Source organism: Streptomyces sp. NPDC051555, assembly GCF_044454405.1.
Lineage (GTDB): Bacteria > Actinomycetota > Actinomycetes > Streptomycetales > Streptomycetaceae > Streptomyces.
Genome location: NZ_JBITDP010000009.1, coordinates 104,256 through 118,328 on the forward strand (window position 1 = coordinate 104,256; position 14,073 = coordinate 118,328).

The 14,073-nt window shown below is 73.8% G+C and carries 13 protein-coding genes; 7 read left to right on the forward strand and 6 right to left on the reverse strand.

Annotation, left to right across the window (positions count from 1 at the left end; translation table 11 throughout):
* Positions 1-63: 63 nt before the first annotated feature.
* Positions 64-1,491: an FtsW/RodA/SpoVE family cell cycle protein gene (locus ACIBEA_RS20140; RefSeq protein ID WP_399262680.1), complete on the forward strand. Its 1,428-nt coding sequence runs from the start codon at positions 64-66 to the stop codon at positions 1,489-1,491.
* Positions 1,488-2,945: a penicillin-binding transpeptidase domain-containing protein gene (locus tag ACIBEA_RS20145; RefSeq protein ID WP_399262682.1), complete on the forward strand. Its 1,458-nt coding sequence runs from the start codon at positions 1,488-1,490 to the stop codon at positions 2,943-2,945. The genes ACIBEA_RS20140 and ACIBEA_RS20145 overlap by 4 nt, the downstream gene beginning before the upstream one ends.
* Before the next feature lie 30 nt (positions 2,946-2,975).
* Here the strand turns inward: ACIBEA_RS20145 and ACIBEA_RS20150 are convergent, their stop codons facing one another.
* Positions 2,976-4,121: a ferritin-like domain-containing protein gene (locus tag ACIBEA_RS20150; protein ID WP_399262684.1), complete on the reverse strand. Its 1,146-nt coding sequence runs from the start codon at positions 4,119-4,121 to the stop codon at positions 2,976-2,978.
* A gap of 187 nt (positions 4,122-4,308) precedes the next feature.
* Between ACIBEA_RS20150 and ACIBEA_RS20155 the strand changes: the two genes are divergently transcribed.
* The 3 genes from ACIBEA_RS20155 (at position 4,309) to ACIBEA_RS20165 (ending at position 6,442) form a co-directional block, all read left to right on the forward strand.
* A complete protein-coding gene (locus tag ACIBEA_RS20155) occupies positions 4,309-5,238 on the forward strand; it encodes a diiron oxygenase (RefSeq protein WP_399262686.1) in 930 nt (309 codons plus the stop codon).
* A 98-nt stretch (positions 5,239-5,336) separates the two neighbouring features.
* On the forward strand, positions 5,337-6,074 hold the full coding sequence (locus ACIBEA_RS20160) for a TetR/AcrR family transcriptional regulator (RefSeq protein WP_399262688.1): 738 nt from the start codon (positions 5,337-5,339) through the stop codon (positions 6,072-6,074).
* A gap of 29 nt (positions 6,075-6,103) precedes the next feature.
* Positions 6,104-6,442, forward strand: coding sequence for a hypothetical protein (locus ACIBEA_RS20165; protein WP_399262690.1), 339 nt, complete (start codon positions 6,104-6,106; stop codon positions 6,440-6,442).
* Here the strand turns inward: ACIBEA_RS20165 and ACIBEA_RS20170 are convergent.
* The 3 genes from ACIBEA_RS20170 to ACIBEA_RS20180 form a co-directional block, all read right to left on the reverse strand.
* Positions 6,425-7,762 carry a histidine kinase dimerization/phospho-acceptor domain-containing protein gene (locus tag ACIBEA_RS20170; RefSeq protein WP_399262986.1) on the reverse strand — a complete coding sequence of 446 codons (1,338 nt, stop codon included), beginning with the start codon at positions 7,760-7,762 and terminating at the stop codon, positions 6,425-6,427. The two genes, ACIBEA_RS20165 and ACIBEA_RS20170, sit on opposite strands and share 18 nt — an antisense overlap.
* A 74-nt stretch (positions 7,763-7,836) precedes the next feature.
* Positions 7,837-8,715 (reverse strand): hypothetical protein, encoded by an 879-nt coding sequence (locus ACIBEA_RS20175; protein ID WP_399262692.1) that lies wholly within the window; start codon positions 8,713-8,715, stop codon positions 7,837-7,839.
* Positions 8,716-8,908: 193 nt separating this feature from the next.
* Positions 8,909-9,589 (reverse strand): hypothetical protein, encoded by a 681-nt coding sequence (locus tag ACIBEA_RS20180; protein WP_399262694.1) that lies wholly within the window; start codon positions 9,587-9,589, stop codon positions 8,909-8,911.
* Positions 9,590-9,773: 184 nt separating this feature from the next.
* Between ACIBEA_RS20180 and ACIBEA_RS20185 the strand changes: the two genes are divergently transcribed.
* A complete protein-coding gene (locus ACIBEA_RS20185) occupies positions 9,774-10,592 on the forward strand; it encodes a nuclease-related domain-containing protein (protein ID WP_399262696.1) in 819 nt (272 codons plus the stop codon).
* Between the two features lie 388 nt (positions 10,593-10,980).
* On the opposite strand, the gene ACIBEA_RS20190 is transcribed toward ACIBEA_RS20185, so the two are convergent.
* Entirely contained in the window at positions 10,981-11,970 is a 990-nt protein-coding gene (locus ACIBEA_RS20190) for an ATP-dependent DNA ligase (protein ID WP_399262988.1), read from the reverse strand.
* Entirely contained in the window at positions 11,970-12,911 is a 942-nt protein-coding gene (ligD, locus tag ACIBEA_RS20195) for a non-homologous end-joining DNA ligase (RefSeq protein WP_399262698.1), read from the reverse strand. The genes ACIBEA_RS20190 and ligD overlap by 1 nt, the downstream gene beginning before the upstream one ends.
* A gap of 31 nt (positions 12,912-12,942) precedes the next feature.
* Between ligD and ACIBEA_RS20200 the strand changes: the two genes are divergently transcribed.
* Positions 12,943-14,043, forward strand: a complete 1,101-nt coding sequence (locus tag ACIBEA_RS20200) for a Ku protein (protein WP_399262700.1) — start codon at positions 12,943-12,945, stop codon at positions 14,041-14,043.
* The last annotated feature ends 30 nt before the right edge of the window (positions 14,044-14,073 follow it).

A 14,073-nucleotide genomic window follows, 5' to 3' on the forward strand; every position in this document is an offset into this window, starting at 1 on the left:
CGACTCTTCGGCTCACTATGACATAAAGGGACATAACCTACCGCCGCTTGCTACGTTGCCCTCATGACCGCACTGACGGCACAGGTCACGGAGCCCGCTCCGCCACCCGGCGCACCGCACGCCAAGCGCAGGGGCGTCGAGCTGAGCCTCCTCGCGGGCGCCGTCCTCATCTCCGTCCTCGGCCACCTCTACGTGGGCCTCGCGAGCGTCGGCCACCTCCCCCCGCACGCCTCCCGCCACGCCGCCGGGCTCGCCGTCGCCGCGCTCCTCGCGCACCTCGCCGTACGTCTGCGGGCCCCCGACGCCGACCCGCTGCTGCTCCCCATCGCCTTCCTCCTCAACGGCCTCGGCCTGGTCCTCATCCAGCGCCTCGACCTCACCACGCCCGGCCACCCCACCGCGGGCGACCAGCTGCTGTGGTCCGGGCTCGGGGTCGGGCTTTTCGTGGTCGCGGTGGCCGCGCTGCGCGACCACCGCTCGCTCCAGCGGTACGCGTACCTCGCGGTGGCCGTCGCCCTCGCGCTGATGCTGGTGCCCGTCTTCTTCCCGGCGGTCAACGGCGCCCACATCTGGGTGCGCTTCGCGGGACTCTCCTTCCAGCCCGGGGAGTTCGCCAAGATCCTGCTCGCCGTCTTCTTCGCCTCCTACCTGGCCGCGAACCGCACCGCGCTGGCCCTGACCGGCCGCCGGATCCTGTGGTTGCGGATGCTGCCGGGCCGCGTACTGGGCCCGATCCTGGCGATCTGGCTGCTGAGCGTCGGCGTACTGGTCCTGGAACGGGACCTCGGCACCTCGCTGCTGTTCTTCGGGCTGTTCGTGATCATGCTCTTCACCGCCACCGGTCGGATCGGCTGGATCGCCGTCGGGCTGCTGCTCGCGGGCGTGGGCGCGTACGCCGTCGGGACCTTCGAGCCGCACGTCCACGGACGCGTCGAGGACTGGCTGAATCCTTTCGCCTCCATCGAGCAGGGGCGCGGCCCGGGCCAGCTCGCCCAGTCGCTCTTCGCCTTCGGCGCGGGCGGACTGCTCGGCGCCGGGCTCGGCCACGGCCAGTCCTTCCTGATCGGCTTCGCCGCCAAATCGGACTTCGTCCTCGCCACCGCGGGTGAGGAGCTGGGCCTGGCCGGACTCTGCGCGATCCTCGTCCTCTACGCCCTGCTCGTCGCCCGCGGCTTCCAGGCCGGGCTGGCCCTGCGCGACCCCTTCGGGCGGCTGTTGGCCACCGGGCTCGCCTCGATCGTGGCCCTCCAGGTCTTCGTGATCGCGGGCGGGGTCACCGGGCTGATCCCGCTCACCGGCATGGCGATGCCCTTCCTGGCCCAGGGCGGCTCCTCGGTGGTGACCAACTGGGTCATCGTGGCCCTGCTGGTCCGGCTCAGCGACAGCGCGCGGCGGCCGCGCCCCCGCGGCGACTCCGCGGAAGGCGGGTCCGCGGCGCCGGGCGGGTCCGCGGCGCCGGGCGGCGCCGGAGCGGAGGGCGGGGCCGGATGATCCGGTACATCCGCTGGTGCGGGTACTTCTGCGCGGCGCTCTTCCTCGCCCTGTTCGTGGGCGTGGCCCGGGTCCAGGTCTGGGAGGCCCCGTCCCTGGCCGGGAACCCGGCCAACAAGCGTCCGGTGATCGAGCGGTACGCCCAGCCGCGCGGGAACATCCTCGTCGACGGCCGCCCGATCACCGGCTCTCGCGACAGCCGCCAACTGCTGCGCTACGAGCGGACCTACACGAACGGCCCGCTGTACGCGCCCGTCACCGGCTACTCCTCGCAGACGTACGGCACCAGCTTCGTCGAGCGCTCCGAGGACGCGGTCCTCGCCGGGACCGACCCCGGGCTGACCGCCTTCCCGCTCTGGTACGACCTGGCCCGCAGCCGCCCGGACGGCGGCAACGCGGTGCTCACGCTGAAGGGCGGCATGCAGCGCGCCGCCTACGCCGGACTCGCGGGCAAGCGCGGCGCGGTGGCCGCGGTCGAGCCCGCCACCGGGCGGATCCTCGCCCTGGTCAGCAGTCCCTCCTACGATCCGGCCGCGCTCTCGGGCACGGGCGCGGCAGTCAAGAGCGCCTGGGCCCGGCTGAACGCCGATCCGGCCCGGCCGATGCTCAACCGGGCGCTGCGCGAGACCTATCCGCCCGGCTCCACCTTCAAGATCGTGACGGCGGCGGCCGCCTTGGACTCCGGAGTGGTGAGCGACGTGGACGCCCCGACGCAGACCCCCGACCCCTACGTCCTGCCCGGCACCACGACCACGCTGCCGAACGCCTCCGGCGGCTGCCAGGACGCCAGCATGGCGGAGGCCGTGCAGTTCTCCTGCAACACGGTGATGGCGAAGATCGGGGTGCAGGTCGGGCTGCGCGGGATGGTGGAGGCGGCGCGCCGGTTCGGCTTCAACGACGAGGGGCTGCGGGTGCCGGCGTGGGTGTCGCGGTCCAACTTCGACACCGACATGAGCCAGGACCAGCTGGCCCTCTCCGCCATCGGCCAGTTCAACACCACCGCCACCCCGCTGCAGATGGCGATGGTCGCGGGCGCGGTCGCCAACGGGGGCGAGGTGCGCGGCCCGTACCTCATCGACCGGACCACGCAGGGCGACGGCGACCCGATCCGCCGCGGCGACCAGCGCGGCCCGGTCCGGGCGATGGGCCCGGGCACGGCGCTGCGGCTCCAGCAGCTGATGGTCAAGGTGGTGGAGGACGGGACGGGCCGCAACGCGGCGATCCCGGGGGCCCGGGTCGGCGGCAAGACGGGCACCGCCCAGCACGGGGTGGGCAACGAGGGCGTCCCGTACGCCTGGTTCATCGGCTGGGCGCAGGACGCGGCCGCGGGCCGACCCGCGGTGGCGGTCGCGGTGGTCGTGGAGGACGCGGCGGCCGACCGCGGGGACATCAGCGGCAACGGCGCGGCCGCCCCGATCGCCCGGGCCGTGATGCAGGCGGCCCTGTCCCGCTGACCGTCCGGCACCCCGTGACGACCGCGCGACCTACGTGCCGGACGCGCCGGAGGTGCCGGACAGGTCCGCGGTGCCCGACGCCCCGTCCGCGATCGCGGCCGCCACCTCGGCGACCCGCCGGCGTTCCTCCTCGGCGAACCGTTCGCGGTCGAGGTTCTCGGCGATCTCCTCGTCCTGGGTCATCAGCAGGTCGAGGTTGGAGTCGCCCATGTCGAAGACGCCCATGTCGAGGTAGGCCTTCTGCAGGCGCTCCCCCCACAGCCCGATGTCCTTCACGCAGGGCACGATCCGGCTGAACAGCAGCTTGCGGAAGAGGTGCAGGAACTCCGACTGCTCGCTCAGCTCGGCCGCCTCCTGCTTCCCGATGCCGAAGTTCTCCAGCACCTCCACCCCGCGCAGCCGGTCCCGCATCAAGTAGCAGCCCTCGATGACGAATTCCTCGCGCTCGCGCAGTTCGGCGTCGGTGAGCTGCTTGTAGTAGTCGCGCAGCGCCATCCGGCCGAAGGCCACGTGCCGGGCCTCGTCCTGCATGACGTAGGCGAGGATCTGCTTGGGCAGCGGCTTGTCCGTGGTGTCGCGGATCATCCCGAAGGCGGCGAGCGCGAGGCCTTCGATGAGCACCTGCATGCCGAGGTAGGGCATGTCCCAGCGGGAGTCGCGCAGGGTGTCGCCGAGCAGCCCCTGGAGGTTGTCGTTGACCGGGTAGAGCATGCCGATCTTCTCGTGCAGGAAGCGGCCGTAGATCTCCGCGTGCCGGGCCTCGTCCATGGTCTGGGTGGCGGAGTAGAACTTCGCGTCGAGGTCCGGGACCGACTCCACGATGCGCGCCGCGCAGATCATCGCGCCCTGTTCGCCGTGCAGGAACTGGCTGAACTGCCAGGCCGTGTAGTGCCGTCGCAGGTCACCCTTGTCCCGTTCGGTCATCTTGGCCCAGTGCCGGGTGCCGTAGAGGGTCAGGACGTCGTCGGGCGTGCCCAGCGGGTCGTACGGGTCGACTTCGAGGTCCCAGTCGATCCGGGTCGCTCCGTCCCACTGCTTGTCCTTGCCCTTCTGGTAGAGGGCGAGGAGCCGCTCGCGCCCCTCGTCGTACTCCCAGCTGAAACGGGCCGCGCCGGAGGCCGGAACCCGCCAGACGGGGTCGCCCGGGTCCTTGGTGTAGAGCGGGTGTGTCGACATGTACGCCCCCTGGGTGCGCGTGCGTTGACTGCCGTGCAGGACTCGACAGTTGGCAGCGTCACACGTTGGTAGACAGGCGGTCAACAAGTCGGGCACAGGGGATTGACGGGCTTGCTGACAAGCAGTCTCATAAGAGGTGACCGCTGGTAACCCACGTGGACCCCACCCTGTGAGAGGTGTCCGAGCCATGACGACCGTGACCGACCGGGCGGCCCTGCGCGACGCCCTCGGCCTCCTCAAGGACCGGGAACAAGTCGCCGAACGGCTGCTCGAATCCTCGGCCAAGCACTCCTTCGACCCCGACAAGGAACTCGACTGGGACGCCCCGACGATCGAGGGCAAGTACTACTGGCCGCCCGAACTGCTCTCCCTCTACGACACCCCGCTGTGGAAGAAGATGGGCGAGGAGCAGCGCATCGAGCTCTCCCGGCACGAAGCGGCCGCGCTCGGCTCGCTCGGGATCTGGTTCGAGATCATCCTCATGCAGCTGCTCACCCGACACATCTACGACAAGCCGCTGACCAGCAGTCACGTCCGCTACGCCCTCACCGAGATCGCCGACGAGTGCCGCCACTCGATGATGTTCGCCCGCATGATCCAGAAGGGCGGCGCCCCCGAGTACCCGGTCTCCCGCCTCAACCACAACCTGGCGCGGATCCTGAAGACCGTCTCGACCACGCCCGGTTCCTTCGCCTGCACCCTCCTCGGCGAGGAGATTCTCGACTGGATGCAGCGCCTGACCTTCCCGGACGAGCGCGTGCAGCCGCTGGTGCGCGGGGTCACCCGGATCCACGTGATCGAGGAGGCCCGGCACGTCCGGTACGCCCGCGAGGAACTGCGCCGCCAGATGATCACGGCCCCGCGCTGGGAGCGCGAACTCACCCGGGTCAGCTGCGGCCAGGCGGCCCGGGTCTTCTCGCTCGCCTTCGTCAACGGCCAGGTGTACGAGAACATCGGCCTGGACCGGGCCGAGGCGACGGCCCAGGTGAAGGCGAGCGGCCACCGCCGCGAGGTCATGCAGACCGGCGCCAAGCGGCTCACCGACTTCCTCGACGACATCGGCGTCCTGCGCGGGGTCGGCCGCAAGCTCTGGCAGAGCTCGGGGCTGCTCGCCTGACGCCCGCCCGATGTCCTCGCGCCGCCCGTGTGATGCCCGTGTGACGCGGGGGCCGGATGCCGGGCCGGTGGAGCGGTCCGTGGGGTTACCCTGCGGACATGACCCGGACTCCGCCGGCGGCCCCGGCGCCGCGTGCCTACCGCCGCCTGAGCGTCGAGGAACGGCGGGCGCAGATCATCGAGGCGGCCCTGTCGCTCTTCGCGCACCGGGCCCCGGAGGACATCTCCCTCGACGACGTCGCCGAGACCGCCGGGGTCTCGCGCCCCCTGGTCTACCGGTACTTCCCCGGCGGCAAACAGCAGTTGTACGAGGCCGCCCTGCGCTCGGCGGCCGACGTCCTCGGCCAGTGCTTCGCCGAAGCGCAGGCGGGGCCCCTGACCCAGCGGCTCTCCCGCGCCCTGGACCGCTACCTCGCCTTCGTCGACGAGCACGACGCCGGCTTCAGCGCGCTCCTCCAGGGCGGCAGCGTGGTGGAGACCTCCCGCACGACGGCCACCGTGGACGGCATCCGGCGCACCGCCGCGGGCCAGATCCTCTTCCACCTGAACGTCCCGCAGCCCGGCCCCCGGCTGCGGATGATGGTCCGCACCTGGATCACGGCGGTCGAGGCGGCCTCGCTGATCTGGCTCGACGAGGGCAAGGAGCCGCCGGTCGCGGAGCTGCGCGACTGGCTGGTGGACCAGTTCATCGCCCTGCTGACCGCCACCGCGGCCACCGACCCCGAAACGGCCGCGGCCGCCCGGGCGGCGCTGGCCCTGGAATCCGCGGACGGCCCGGTCGGGGTGCTCGCCCGCCGGGTGGTCCCCGTCGTCTCCGAGGCCGCCCACCTGCTGTGACAGCCCGGCCGTCCTGTGACACTGGTGGGGTGAGAAGCGAACCGACCCCCTTCGAGGGCGGCCCGATGGACGGCCGAGTCCTGCCGATCCTGCTCGGCCCGACCGGCCATCCGCCGAAGTGGTACGAGATCCCCGTCCCGGACGCGGCGGGCGGACCGCCCATGGTCCTGCTCTACCAGCGGGTCCCGGCGGGCTACTCCAAGCGCCTGCACCTCCAGAAGGGCTGGAAGTACGCCTACGACCCCTCGGGGCAGAAGCCGAAGCTCCGCTGGCCCTGGACCAAGGTGACCCCGGCCGCGACGGACCGCGCGACGGACCGCGGGGCGGAGCGGGGGACGGAACGCGACGGGTCAGGCCCCGTCGGCTGACGCGTCCCGCGAGGGCACGTCCCCCGTGGGCACGTTCTCCGGGGGGACGTCCCCCGTGGGCGCGTCCAGCGTCAGCGTCGCCAGCGCCCCGCCGTCCGCCGCGTTGGCGAAGACCAGCCGCGCCCCCAGGACCTCGGCCTGCCCGACGGCGATCGTCAGGCCGAGCCCGTGCCCCTTCGCGCCGCCGCCCGTGCCGGTGACCGCACCCCGCGGCTCCGACCGGAACCGCTGCGGGCCGTGCGCCACCAGGTACTCCGGATAGCCGTCCCCGTGGTCCCGTACGGTCACCACCGGCCCGTCCACCGTCAGCGCCACCGGCGCCCGACCGTGCTTGTGGGCGTTCGCGATCAGGTTCCCCAGTACCCGCTCCAGGCGCCGCCGGTCCGTCTCGACGTACACGTCGCGGACCACGACGACCTCCGTCGCCGTGCCCGAGGCCCGCACCGCCCGCTCCGCCACCGCCGCCAGGCGGTGCAGGTCCGTCTCGACCTGCTCGCTGCCCGAATCCAGCCGGGAGATCTCCAGCAGGTCCTCGGTGAGCTGGCGCATCGTGCGCACCCGCTCCTGCACCAGCTGCGTCGGACGGCCCTCCGGCAACAGCTCCGAGGCGGCCTGCAGGCCGGTCAGCGGGGTGCGCAGCTCGTGCGCCACGTCCGCGGTGAACCGCTGCTCGCTCAGCAGCTTCGACTGCAGGCTGCCGGCCATCGTGTCCAGCGCCGCGGCCACCGTCGCCACCTCGTCCTGCCGCCGCGCGGGATCCTTCGTCCGGGCGTCCCCGACCCGTGCGTCCAGGTCCCCCTGGGTGATCCGGCGGGCTACGGTCGCGGTCTGGTGCAGCCTGCGGGTGACCCGGGTGACGGCGAAGGCGCCGACCAGCAGGGTGCCCCCGATGGCCAGCACCGACGAGCCGATGATCGCCTGGTCCAGGCCGTTGATCGTGCGCGCGCTCTGGCTGTAGTCGACGGCCGTCGCCAGGGCCCGGCCGTCGGCGGGCGCCGCCGCCCACATGACCGGGTGGCCGTCGTAGTCGCTGACGATCGTGCCCCGCTGCCCGGAGACCGCGAGCGCGCGCAGCGAGGCCGGCAGTCCCGCCGGATCGATGGCGGAGTCCGGCGGCAGGTTTTCGCCGGCCTCGTACGAGCGGGAGGCGTCGTGCAGTTTGCCGAGGGCCTTGTCGCGGGCGGTGGCGACCGTCTGCCGGGTGACCGCGACGTGCACGAGCGCACCGAGCACGGCCGCGAGCGTGCAGCACATCACCACGATGAAGCACGCCGACTTCCAGGTCAGGGTGGCCGTCCAGGCCGGCAGCCGCAGCGGGATCCGGGCCCGGAGCGCTCGCGCGCGGGCGCGGACGCCGCGCGGGCCGCCGGGCGTGCGCGCAGTGCGGGGGGCGGTCACGACGTACCGCCGCCGTTCACCGTGCCGCCGCCCGCCACGCCACCGTTCCCGCCCCCGCCGTTCGTCCCGCGGCGGGGCCGCAGCGGCTGCGGGCTCACGCCGGCGCCCGGTCGTTGCGGCACCCGGATGATCTGCTCCCGCGTCGGCAGCATGGTCCGCTGCTTCTCGTCCCAGGACCAGGCGGTGTTCAGCTCGTAACCGGGGTTCGCGCTCGGCACGTGCAGCACCACGTCCCGCCCCGCCAGCTCGACGCTGATCACGGAGTCGGTGGTGGCCATGATCCGGTTCAGCCGGCCGTCCGCGTCGGCGGTGTAGACCCGCACCGACATCTGCTGGTCCGGCAGCTCGAAGCCGACGATCAGTTCGTCCTTGTCGTTGCCGGTCAGATCGCGGTAGTACGGCGTGAGCACCGGGCACTTCGCCGACTTCGCGGCGCCCGGCTCCGCGGGCTGCTGCCCGGTCGGGCACGCCAGGATCGCCTCGGCCGTCTCCCGCGGCATCCCGTCGGGCCCGACGGTGGCGCCCCGGTGGTTCCTGACCTCGGCCTGGATGAGCGCGACCGGATCCACTCCGTGCACGTTCTGGTCCTTGACCGGGGGGATGCCCTTGACGTACTCGGGCGGCGCCCCGCCCGGATCGGCGGGCGGCACGGTGGCGCCCTTGCGCTCGGGCCACAGGTGCACGGGCCCGTTCGCGGTCGGGGTCGCCCCGGCGCTGGACAGCCCGCCGGTGTTGCTGCATCCCGCGACCACCGGGGTCGCGGCCAGCAGCACGGCGGCGGCCAGCAGCGCGGGGAGCGCCGGGGTACGGGAACGGGAGCGCGCGGGGTGCCGGGTGCGGAGGCGCGTACGGACGCGCGTGCGGAACGTCTTCACGGACCCCTGCGTCCTCCCGTCCCCTGCGTCGCCGACCGAACCTGTCCCGTCAACCATATGCAGAGGTACGCCCCGATTGCGCGGCCGTCCGGTTCGTGAGCGCGACGGCGCGGGTCCGGGGACCGTACCGGGCGGTCCTACGGGAGGTCGTGGCGGGGGTCGTGGCGGGGGTCGTTACGGGAGTCCGGGCCGGTCAGGCCTCGGTGCGACCGCGCCGCAGCATCGCGAAGCCCAGGCCCGCCGCGCCGACGGCCGCCATGCCGCCGCCCGCGGCGATCAGCAGTGCGCCGTCGTCGGGCGCGCCGGTCAGCGTGCCGAGCCGCAGCGCCACCGTGCGGTCGGCGCCGGAGGCCGCGCCCGTGGTCGTGGACGTGCGCAGGGCCGTGGACGGGGTGATGGTGGCGGCGTCGGCGAAGCCGGTCCGCCGCGCGGTCTTGTGGCCGTCGGCGGAGGCGGCCAGCGCGGCCGGTACGACGTCGTTCCCGTCGGTGGCCGGCGAAGCCGCCGGGCCGGCCGACACGCCGGCGGACCAGGAGGAGATCCGGCCGTCGGGCTGGAGGGCGAGGCGCAGCCCGTCAGCGCGGCCGTAGCCGGGGGCGCCGGCGCGGCTGCTGAGCGTGGAGACCTTGGAGCCGTCGCGCAGGATGTCGGCCTGGTAGGCGCCCTGGGCGACCCGGTAGACCCGCGCGGTGGACACGCCGTCCGCAAGGGTCAGGCTCTTGACGAGGACCCGCTGCGGGGCGGTCGCGGCCTGTGCGGACGTCGCGGCGGGCAGCCCGTCGGCGAGCGCGGCGGCGGCGGGCAGGGCCAGCAGGCTTCCGGCGCAGGCGGTCACGGCGGCGGCGCGAACGATGGTGCGGCGGACGGTGCTCACGGGGTTCCTTCATCGCAGGTCGGGCCCTGGCGTGTCCAGGTGGCATAAACGTAGGCCGCGGCCGTTGCAGTTCCGTGGTGGCTTTGTAACAGCGAGGCGGCAGGGTCCCGGCGGTGTCGTTACACAACCGGGGGATTGCCGCGCGCGGCCGCGCCTGCTCCCATGGACGGCGGGGGTGAGGGAGATGCGTGATCGTGAACGGGAACACGGCCTCGGGCTCGGACTCAAGGTGCTGCCCGACCGCGGCCGACTGTGGGTCAATCTGCCTGACGGGCGCAGCGTCGCCTGGTACGACCGGCCGGCCGGCCGGGTCAGCGTCCTCTCCGACCGGCACCGGGACGCGGCGCTGGCGGTGTTACGTCCCTACCTGACCGGAGCCTGGACCGTCGGCCCGCCCCCCGTGCCCAGCGCGGCGGACCTGGCCCGGCTGTCCCTCCACCCGGACGACGACCTGGCCCCGAACCGCCCCGGCGAGGCCCTGCTGGGCGAGCTGGAACACGGCGCCGCGGGGGCCCGTACCCGCCACCGGATGCGCCCTGACCTGCTCGCCCAGGAGCGGGTGGGGGCCGAGCTGGACGCCCTGGAGGGCGCGGGCTGGCGGGTGCTGCACGCGGTGCCGCTGCCGGGGGCGGGCCGGATCGACCACCTGCTGATCGGGCCGGGCGGGGTGTGGTGCGTGCGCGCCGTCGCGGGCCGCCGGCAGCGGGTCCACGTCGGCGACCTGCTCGTCGCCGTCGGCCGCACCGAGCCCCGGCCGGACGTCCGCTGGGTCCGCCGGGCCGCCGAGCGCGCGACGCACGCGCTGGTCACCGCGGTCACCCCGGCGCTCGTGGTGGTCGAGTCGAACCGGCTGGAGAAGGTGCCGTCCCTGCGCGACGTGGCGGTCCTCGAACCGGCCACCGCGGCCGCACGACTCACCCGCGCCCCGGCCACGCTCAAGCCCTCGGACATCGAGGCTCTGTTCGCTGCTGCCCGCGACCGTCACACCTGGGCAGACGTCTGACCCACCCCCACGGCTCCACGCGCTCCACGTGGGGTCCTGGGCCGCCCGAATCCAGCCCTGCCGGTGTTCGAGGGGTCCCCTGAGGGACGGTCGCTCGTGAGGCTCCCGGGTCCAGGTGGGGTCCGGGGCTGCCCGAATCCAGCCCTGCCGGTGTTTGAGGCGTCCCCTGAGGGACGGTCGCTCGTGAGGCTCCCGGGTCCAGGTGGGGTCCGGGGCTGCCCGAATCCAGCCCTGCCGGTGTTTGAGGCGTCCCCTGAGGGACGGTCGCTCGTGAGGCTCCCGGGTCCAGGTGGGGTCCGGGGCTGCCCGAATCCAGCCCCGCCGGCGTTTGAGGCGCCCCCGGAGGGCACCGCTGCACCGCTGCCGCGCCCCACCGGGACGGACCGGCTCACCAGGAGGGGCGCAGCCGCAGCACTTCCGGCGGCGGGTGGCGGCCCGACGCGCAGCGGACCTCCACCGTCAGCGGCGGATCGACCGCGCGGTACGCCACCTCGCCGAGCCCGATCGCGGTGACCGTCCCGCCACCCGGGTCCCCCCGGCCCCGCGCGGCGGCCAGCACCGCGGCCACCTCCGCCCGGACGGCGGCGGACAGCGGACGGGAGACCAGGGGCGCGTCGAGGTCCGGGTCCGGGAGGCCCCCCGGACCGGTCCCGGCGTCCGGAGCCGTACCCGTGCCCGTGTCCGTCCCCGGGGCGGCGCCGGGCTCCGGATCACCGTCCCCGTCGCCCGAGAGGACCAGGACCAGCGCCAGCGGCCGCGCCGCCGTGCCCGTGTACCCGATCACCGCCGCGTCCCGCGTGTCCGTGTGCCGGAGCTTCTGCCAGCCCCGCCGGCCCGCCGGGTACGCCTGTTCCAGCCGCTTGATCACCAGGCCCTCGATCCCGCTGGCCGGCAGGGTCTCGTACCAGGTCGCCGCCAGTGCCGGATCGGTCGTCATCGGCACCGGCTGGAGCGGCGGCCCCAGCGGCAGCAGCAGATCGACCAACAGCGCCCGGCGCCGCTCGTAGGGCCGCGCCCGCAGGTCCAGCCCGGCCAGCTCCAGGACGTCGAAGGCCGCGTAGGACGCCGGCAGGCTCCTGGCCAGCAGCACCGCCCGGGCGGCCGTCGCCGCGGCCCGCCGCTGGACCAGCGCGAAGTCCGTGCGGCCCGCGTGCCAGACCACCACCTCGCCGTCCAGCGTGGTGCCGGCGGGCAGCTGCCGCGCCGCGGCGGCCAGATCGGGGAAGGCGCTCGTCACCACCCGCCCCGACCGGGCCTGCAGTTCCACGCCCTCGACGGTCCGCCGGACCACCAGCCGGTGCCCGTCGAACTTCGGCTCGTACGCCAGCCCCGCGCCCCGCGGCAGCTCCCGCACGGCGGCGGCCAGCGCGACCCGGATCACGGCGCACCCGCCGTACGACCACCAGGCTTCGTACGACCGCCGGAGCGCGGCAGCGCCCGGGCGCGGGCGGGGTCGGCCAGCGGCGCGAACAGGTCCCCGTCCCGGGCCAGGCGCGCCACCACCTCGTCGGCGACGAGGACCAGGGCCCCGGGGTCCCGGTCCCGCACGGCGCCGGCCACCTCCGCCCACGACACCGGCGCGGACACCGTCGGCAGCGCCCGCGCCCGCAGGGTGTAGGGAGCGGCGGTGGTCTTGGCGGCCGCGTTCTGACTGTGGTCGACGAACACCTTCCCGGGCCGCAACGCCTTCGCCATCCGGTGGACGACCAGCTCGGGCAGGGCGCCCTCCGCCTCCTGGGCGAGCGCCTTCGCGTACGCGGACACCCGCTCGGACGGGGTCGGCTCCAGCGGCACCGACAGGTGCATCCCCTTCGAACCGGAGGTCTTCGCGTACGCCTCCAGCCCGTCCGCCGCCAGCCGCTCCCGCAGCCACAGCGCGACGGCGCAGCACTCCACCACGCCCGCCGGGGCCCCGGGATCGAGGTCGAGGACCAAGCGGTCCGCGACCGCGGGCCGCCCGGTGGTCCACTGCGGCACGTGGAACTCCACCACCAGGTTCGCGGCCCAGACGAGCGTCGCCAGATCGCCCACGACGACCTGCTCGGCGAGCTCGTCCTCGGAGCGCGGCACCCGTACGGTCTCCACCCACGCGGGCGTGCCTGGCGGCGGGTTCTTCGTGAAGAACCGCTGGCCGTCCGGCCCGTCCGGATAGCGCAGGAACGACACGGGCCGGTCGCGCACGTGGGGCAACAGGGCGCCCGCGACGGTGGCGTAGTAGTGCAGCACCTCGCCCTTGGTGAAGCCGGTGCCCGGATAGATGACCTTGTCCAGGTTGCTGAGCGCGAGGCGACGCCCCTCCACCGTTGTGATCGGCGTCATACGATGAGATTGCCACGAAACAGGAGGAACCGTGCGATCCATTTGGAACGGGGCCATCTCCTTCGGCCTGGTCAGCATCCCGATCAAGCTCGTGAACGCCACCGAGAACCATGCGATCTCCTTCCGGCAGATCCACACCGCCGACGGCGGCCGCATCCGCTACCGCAAGGTGTGCGAGCTGGACGGCGAGGAGGTCGGCTCGGCCGAGATCGGCAAGGGGTACGAGGAGGCGGACGGATCGGTCATCCCGATCACGGACGAGGACCTCGCGACGCTGCCGCTGCCCACGGCCAGGACGATCGAGATCGTGACCTTCGTCCCCGCCGCGCAGATCGATCCGCTCCAGATGGACGCGGCGTACTACCTCGCGGCGAACGGCGTCCCGGCGGCCAAGCCCTACACCCTGCTGCGCGAGGCCCTCAAGCGCAGCGACCGGGTCGCGATCGCCAAGTTCGCGCTGCGCGGGCGCGAGCGGCTCGGGATGCTGCGCGTGGTGGACGACGTCATCGCCATGCACGGCCTCCTGTGGCCGGACGAGATCCGCGCGCCGGAGGGCGTGGCACCGGAGACGAAGGTGACGATCCGGGAAGCCGAGCTGGACCTCGCGGACGCCCTGATGGCCACGCTCGGCGAGGTGGAGGTGGCCTCGCTCCACGACGACTACCGCACGGCGGTGGAGGCCATGCTGGCGGCGAAGTCGGAGTCGGGGGAGGCCGTGACCCCGACGCAGGCCCCGGAGGTGAGCGGGAACGCGCAGGTGATCGACCTGATGGCGGCCCTGGAGAAGAGCGTACGGGCGGCCAAGGCGTCGCGCGGTGAGGCGGCGGAGCCGGCCGAGGTGGCCGAGGTGACCCCGATCCGCCCGCAGGCGGCCCGCAAGAACGCCCCGAAGACGGCCGCGGCCCCGAAGGCGGCCACCGGCAAGAAGTCGACCGCGGCGTCGCCCACCGCGAAGACGGCCGCCACCGCGACAAAGACGACGAGGGCGACGAGGGCGACGAGGGCGACGAAGGCCACGAAGAGCACGGCCAAGACGACGACGGCCAAGACGGCCAGGACGGCGTCCGCCAAGACGGCCAAGACGGCGTCCGCCACGAAGAAGGCCGCTCCCCGGGGACGTAGCTCGGCCTGACGTGAACGGGGTGGTGACGTGAACGTGACG

Coding starts and splice junctions, on each gene's coding strand:
- ACIBEA_RS20140 (WP_399262680.1), top strand. CDS start 64: ATGACCGCACTGACGGCACAGGTCACGGAGCCCGCTCCGCCACCCGGC.
- ACIBEA_RS20145 (WP_399262682.1), top strand. CDS start 1,488: ATGATCCGGTACATCCGCTGGTGCGGGTACTTCTGCGCGGCGCTCTTC.
- ACIBEA_RS20150 (WP_399262684.1), bottom strand. CDS start 4,121: ATGTCGACACACCCGCTCTACACCAAGGACCCGGGCGACCCCGTCTGG.
- ACIBEA_RS20155 (WP_399262686.1), top strand. CDS start 4,309: ATGACGACCGTGACCGACCGGGCGGCCCTGCGCGACGCCCTCGGCCTC.
- ACIBEA_RS20160 (WP_399262688.1), top strand. CDS start 5,337: ATGACCCGGACTCCGCCGGCGGCCCCGGCGCCGCGTGCCTACCGCCGC.
- ACIBEA_RS20185 (WP_399262696.1), top strand. CDS start 9,774: ATGCGTGATCGTGAACGGGAACACGGCCTCGGGCTCGGACTCAAGGTG.
- ligD (WP_399262698.1), bottom strand. CDS start 12,911: ATGACGCCGATCACAACGGTGGAGGGGCGTCGCCTCGCGCTCAGCAAC.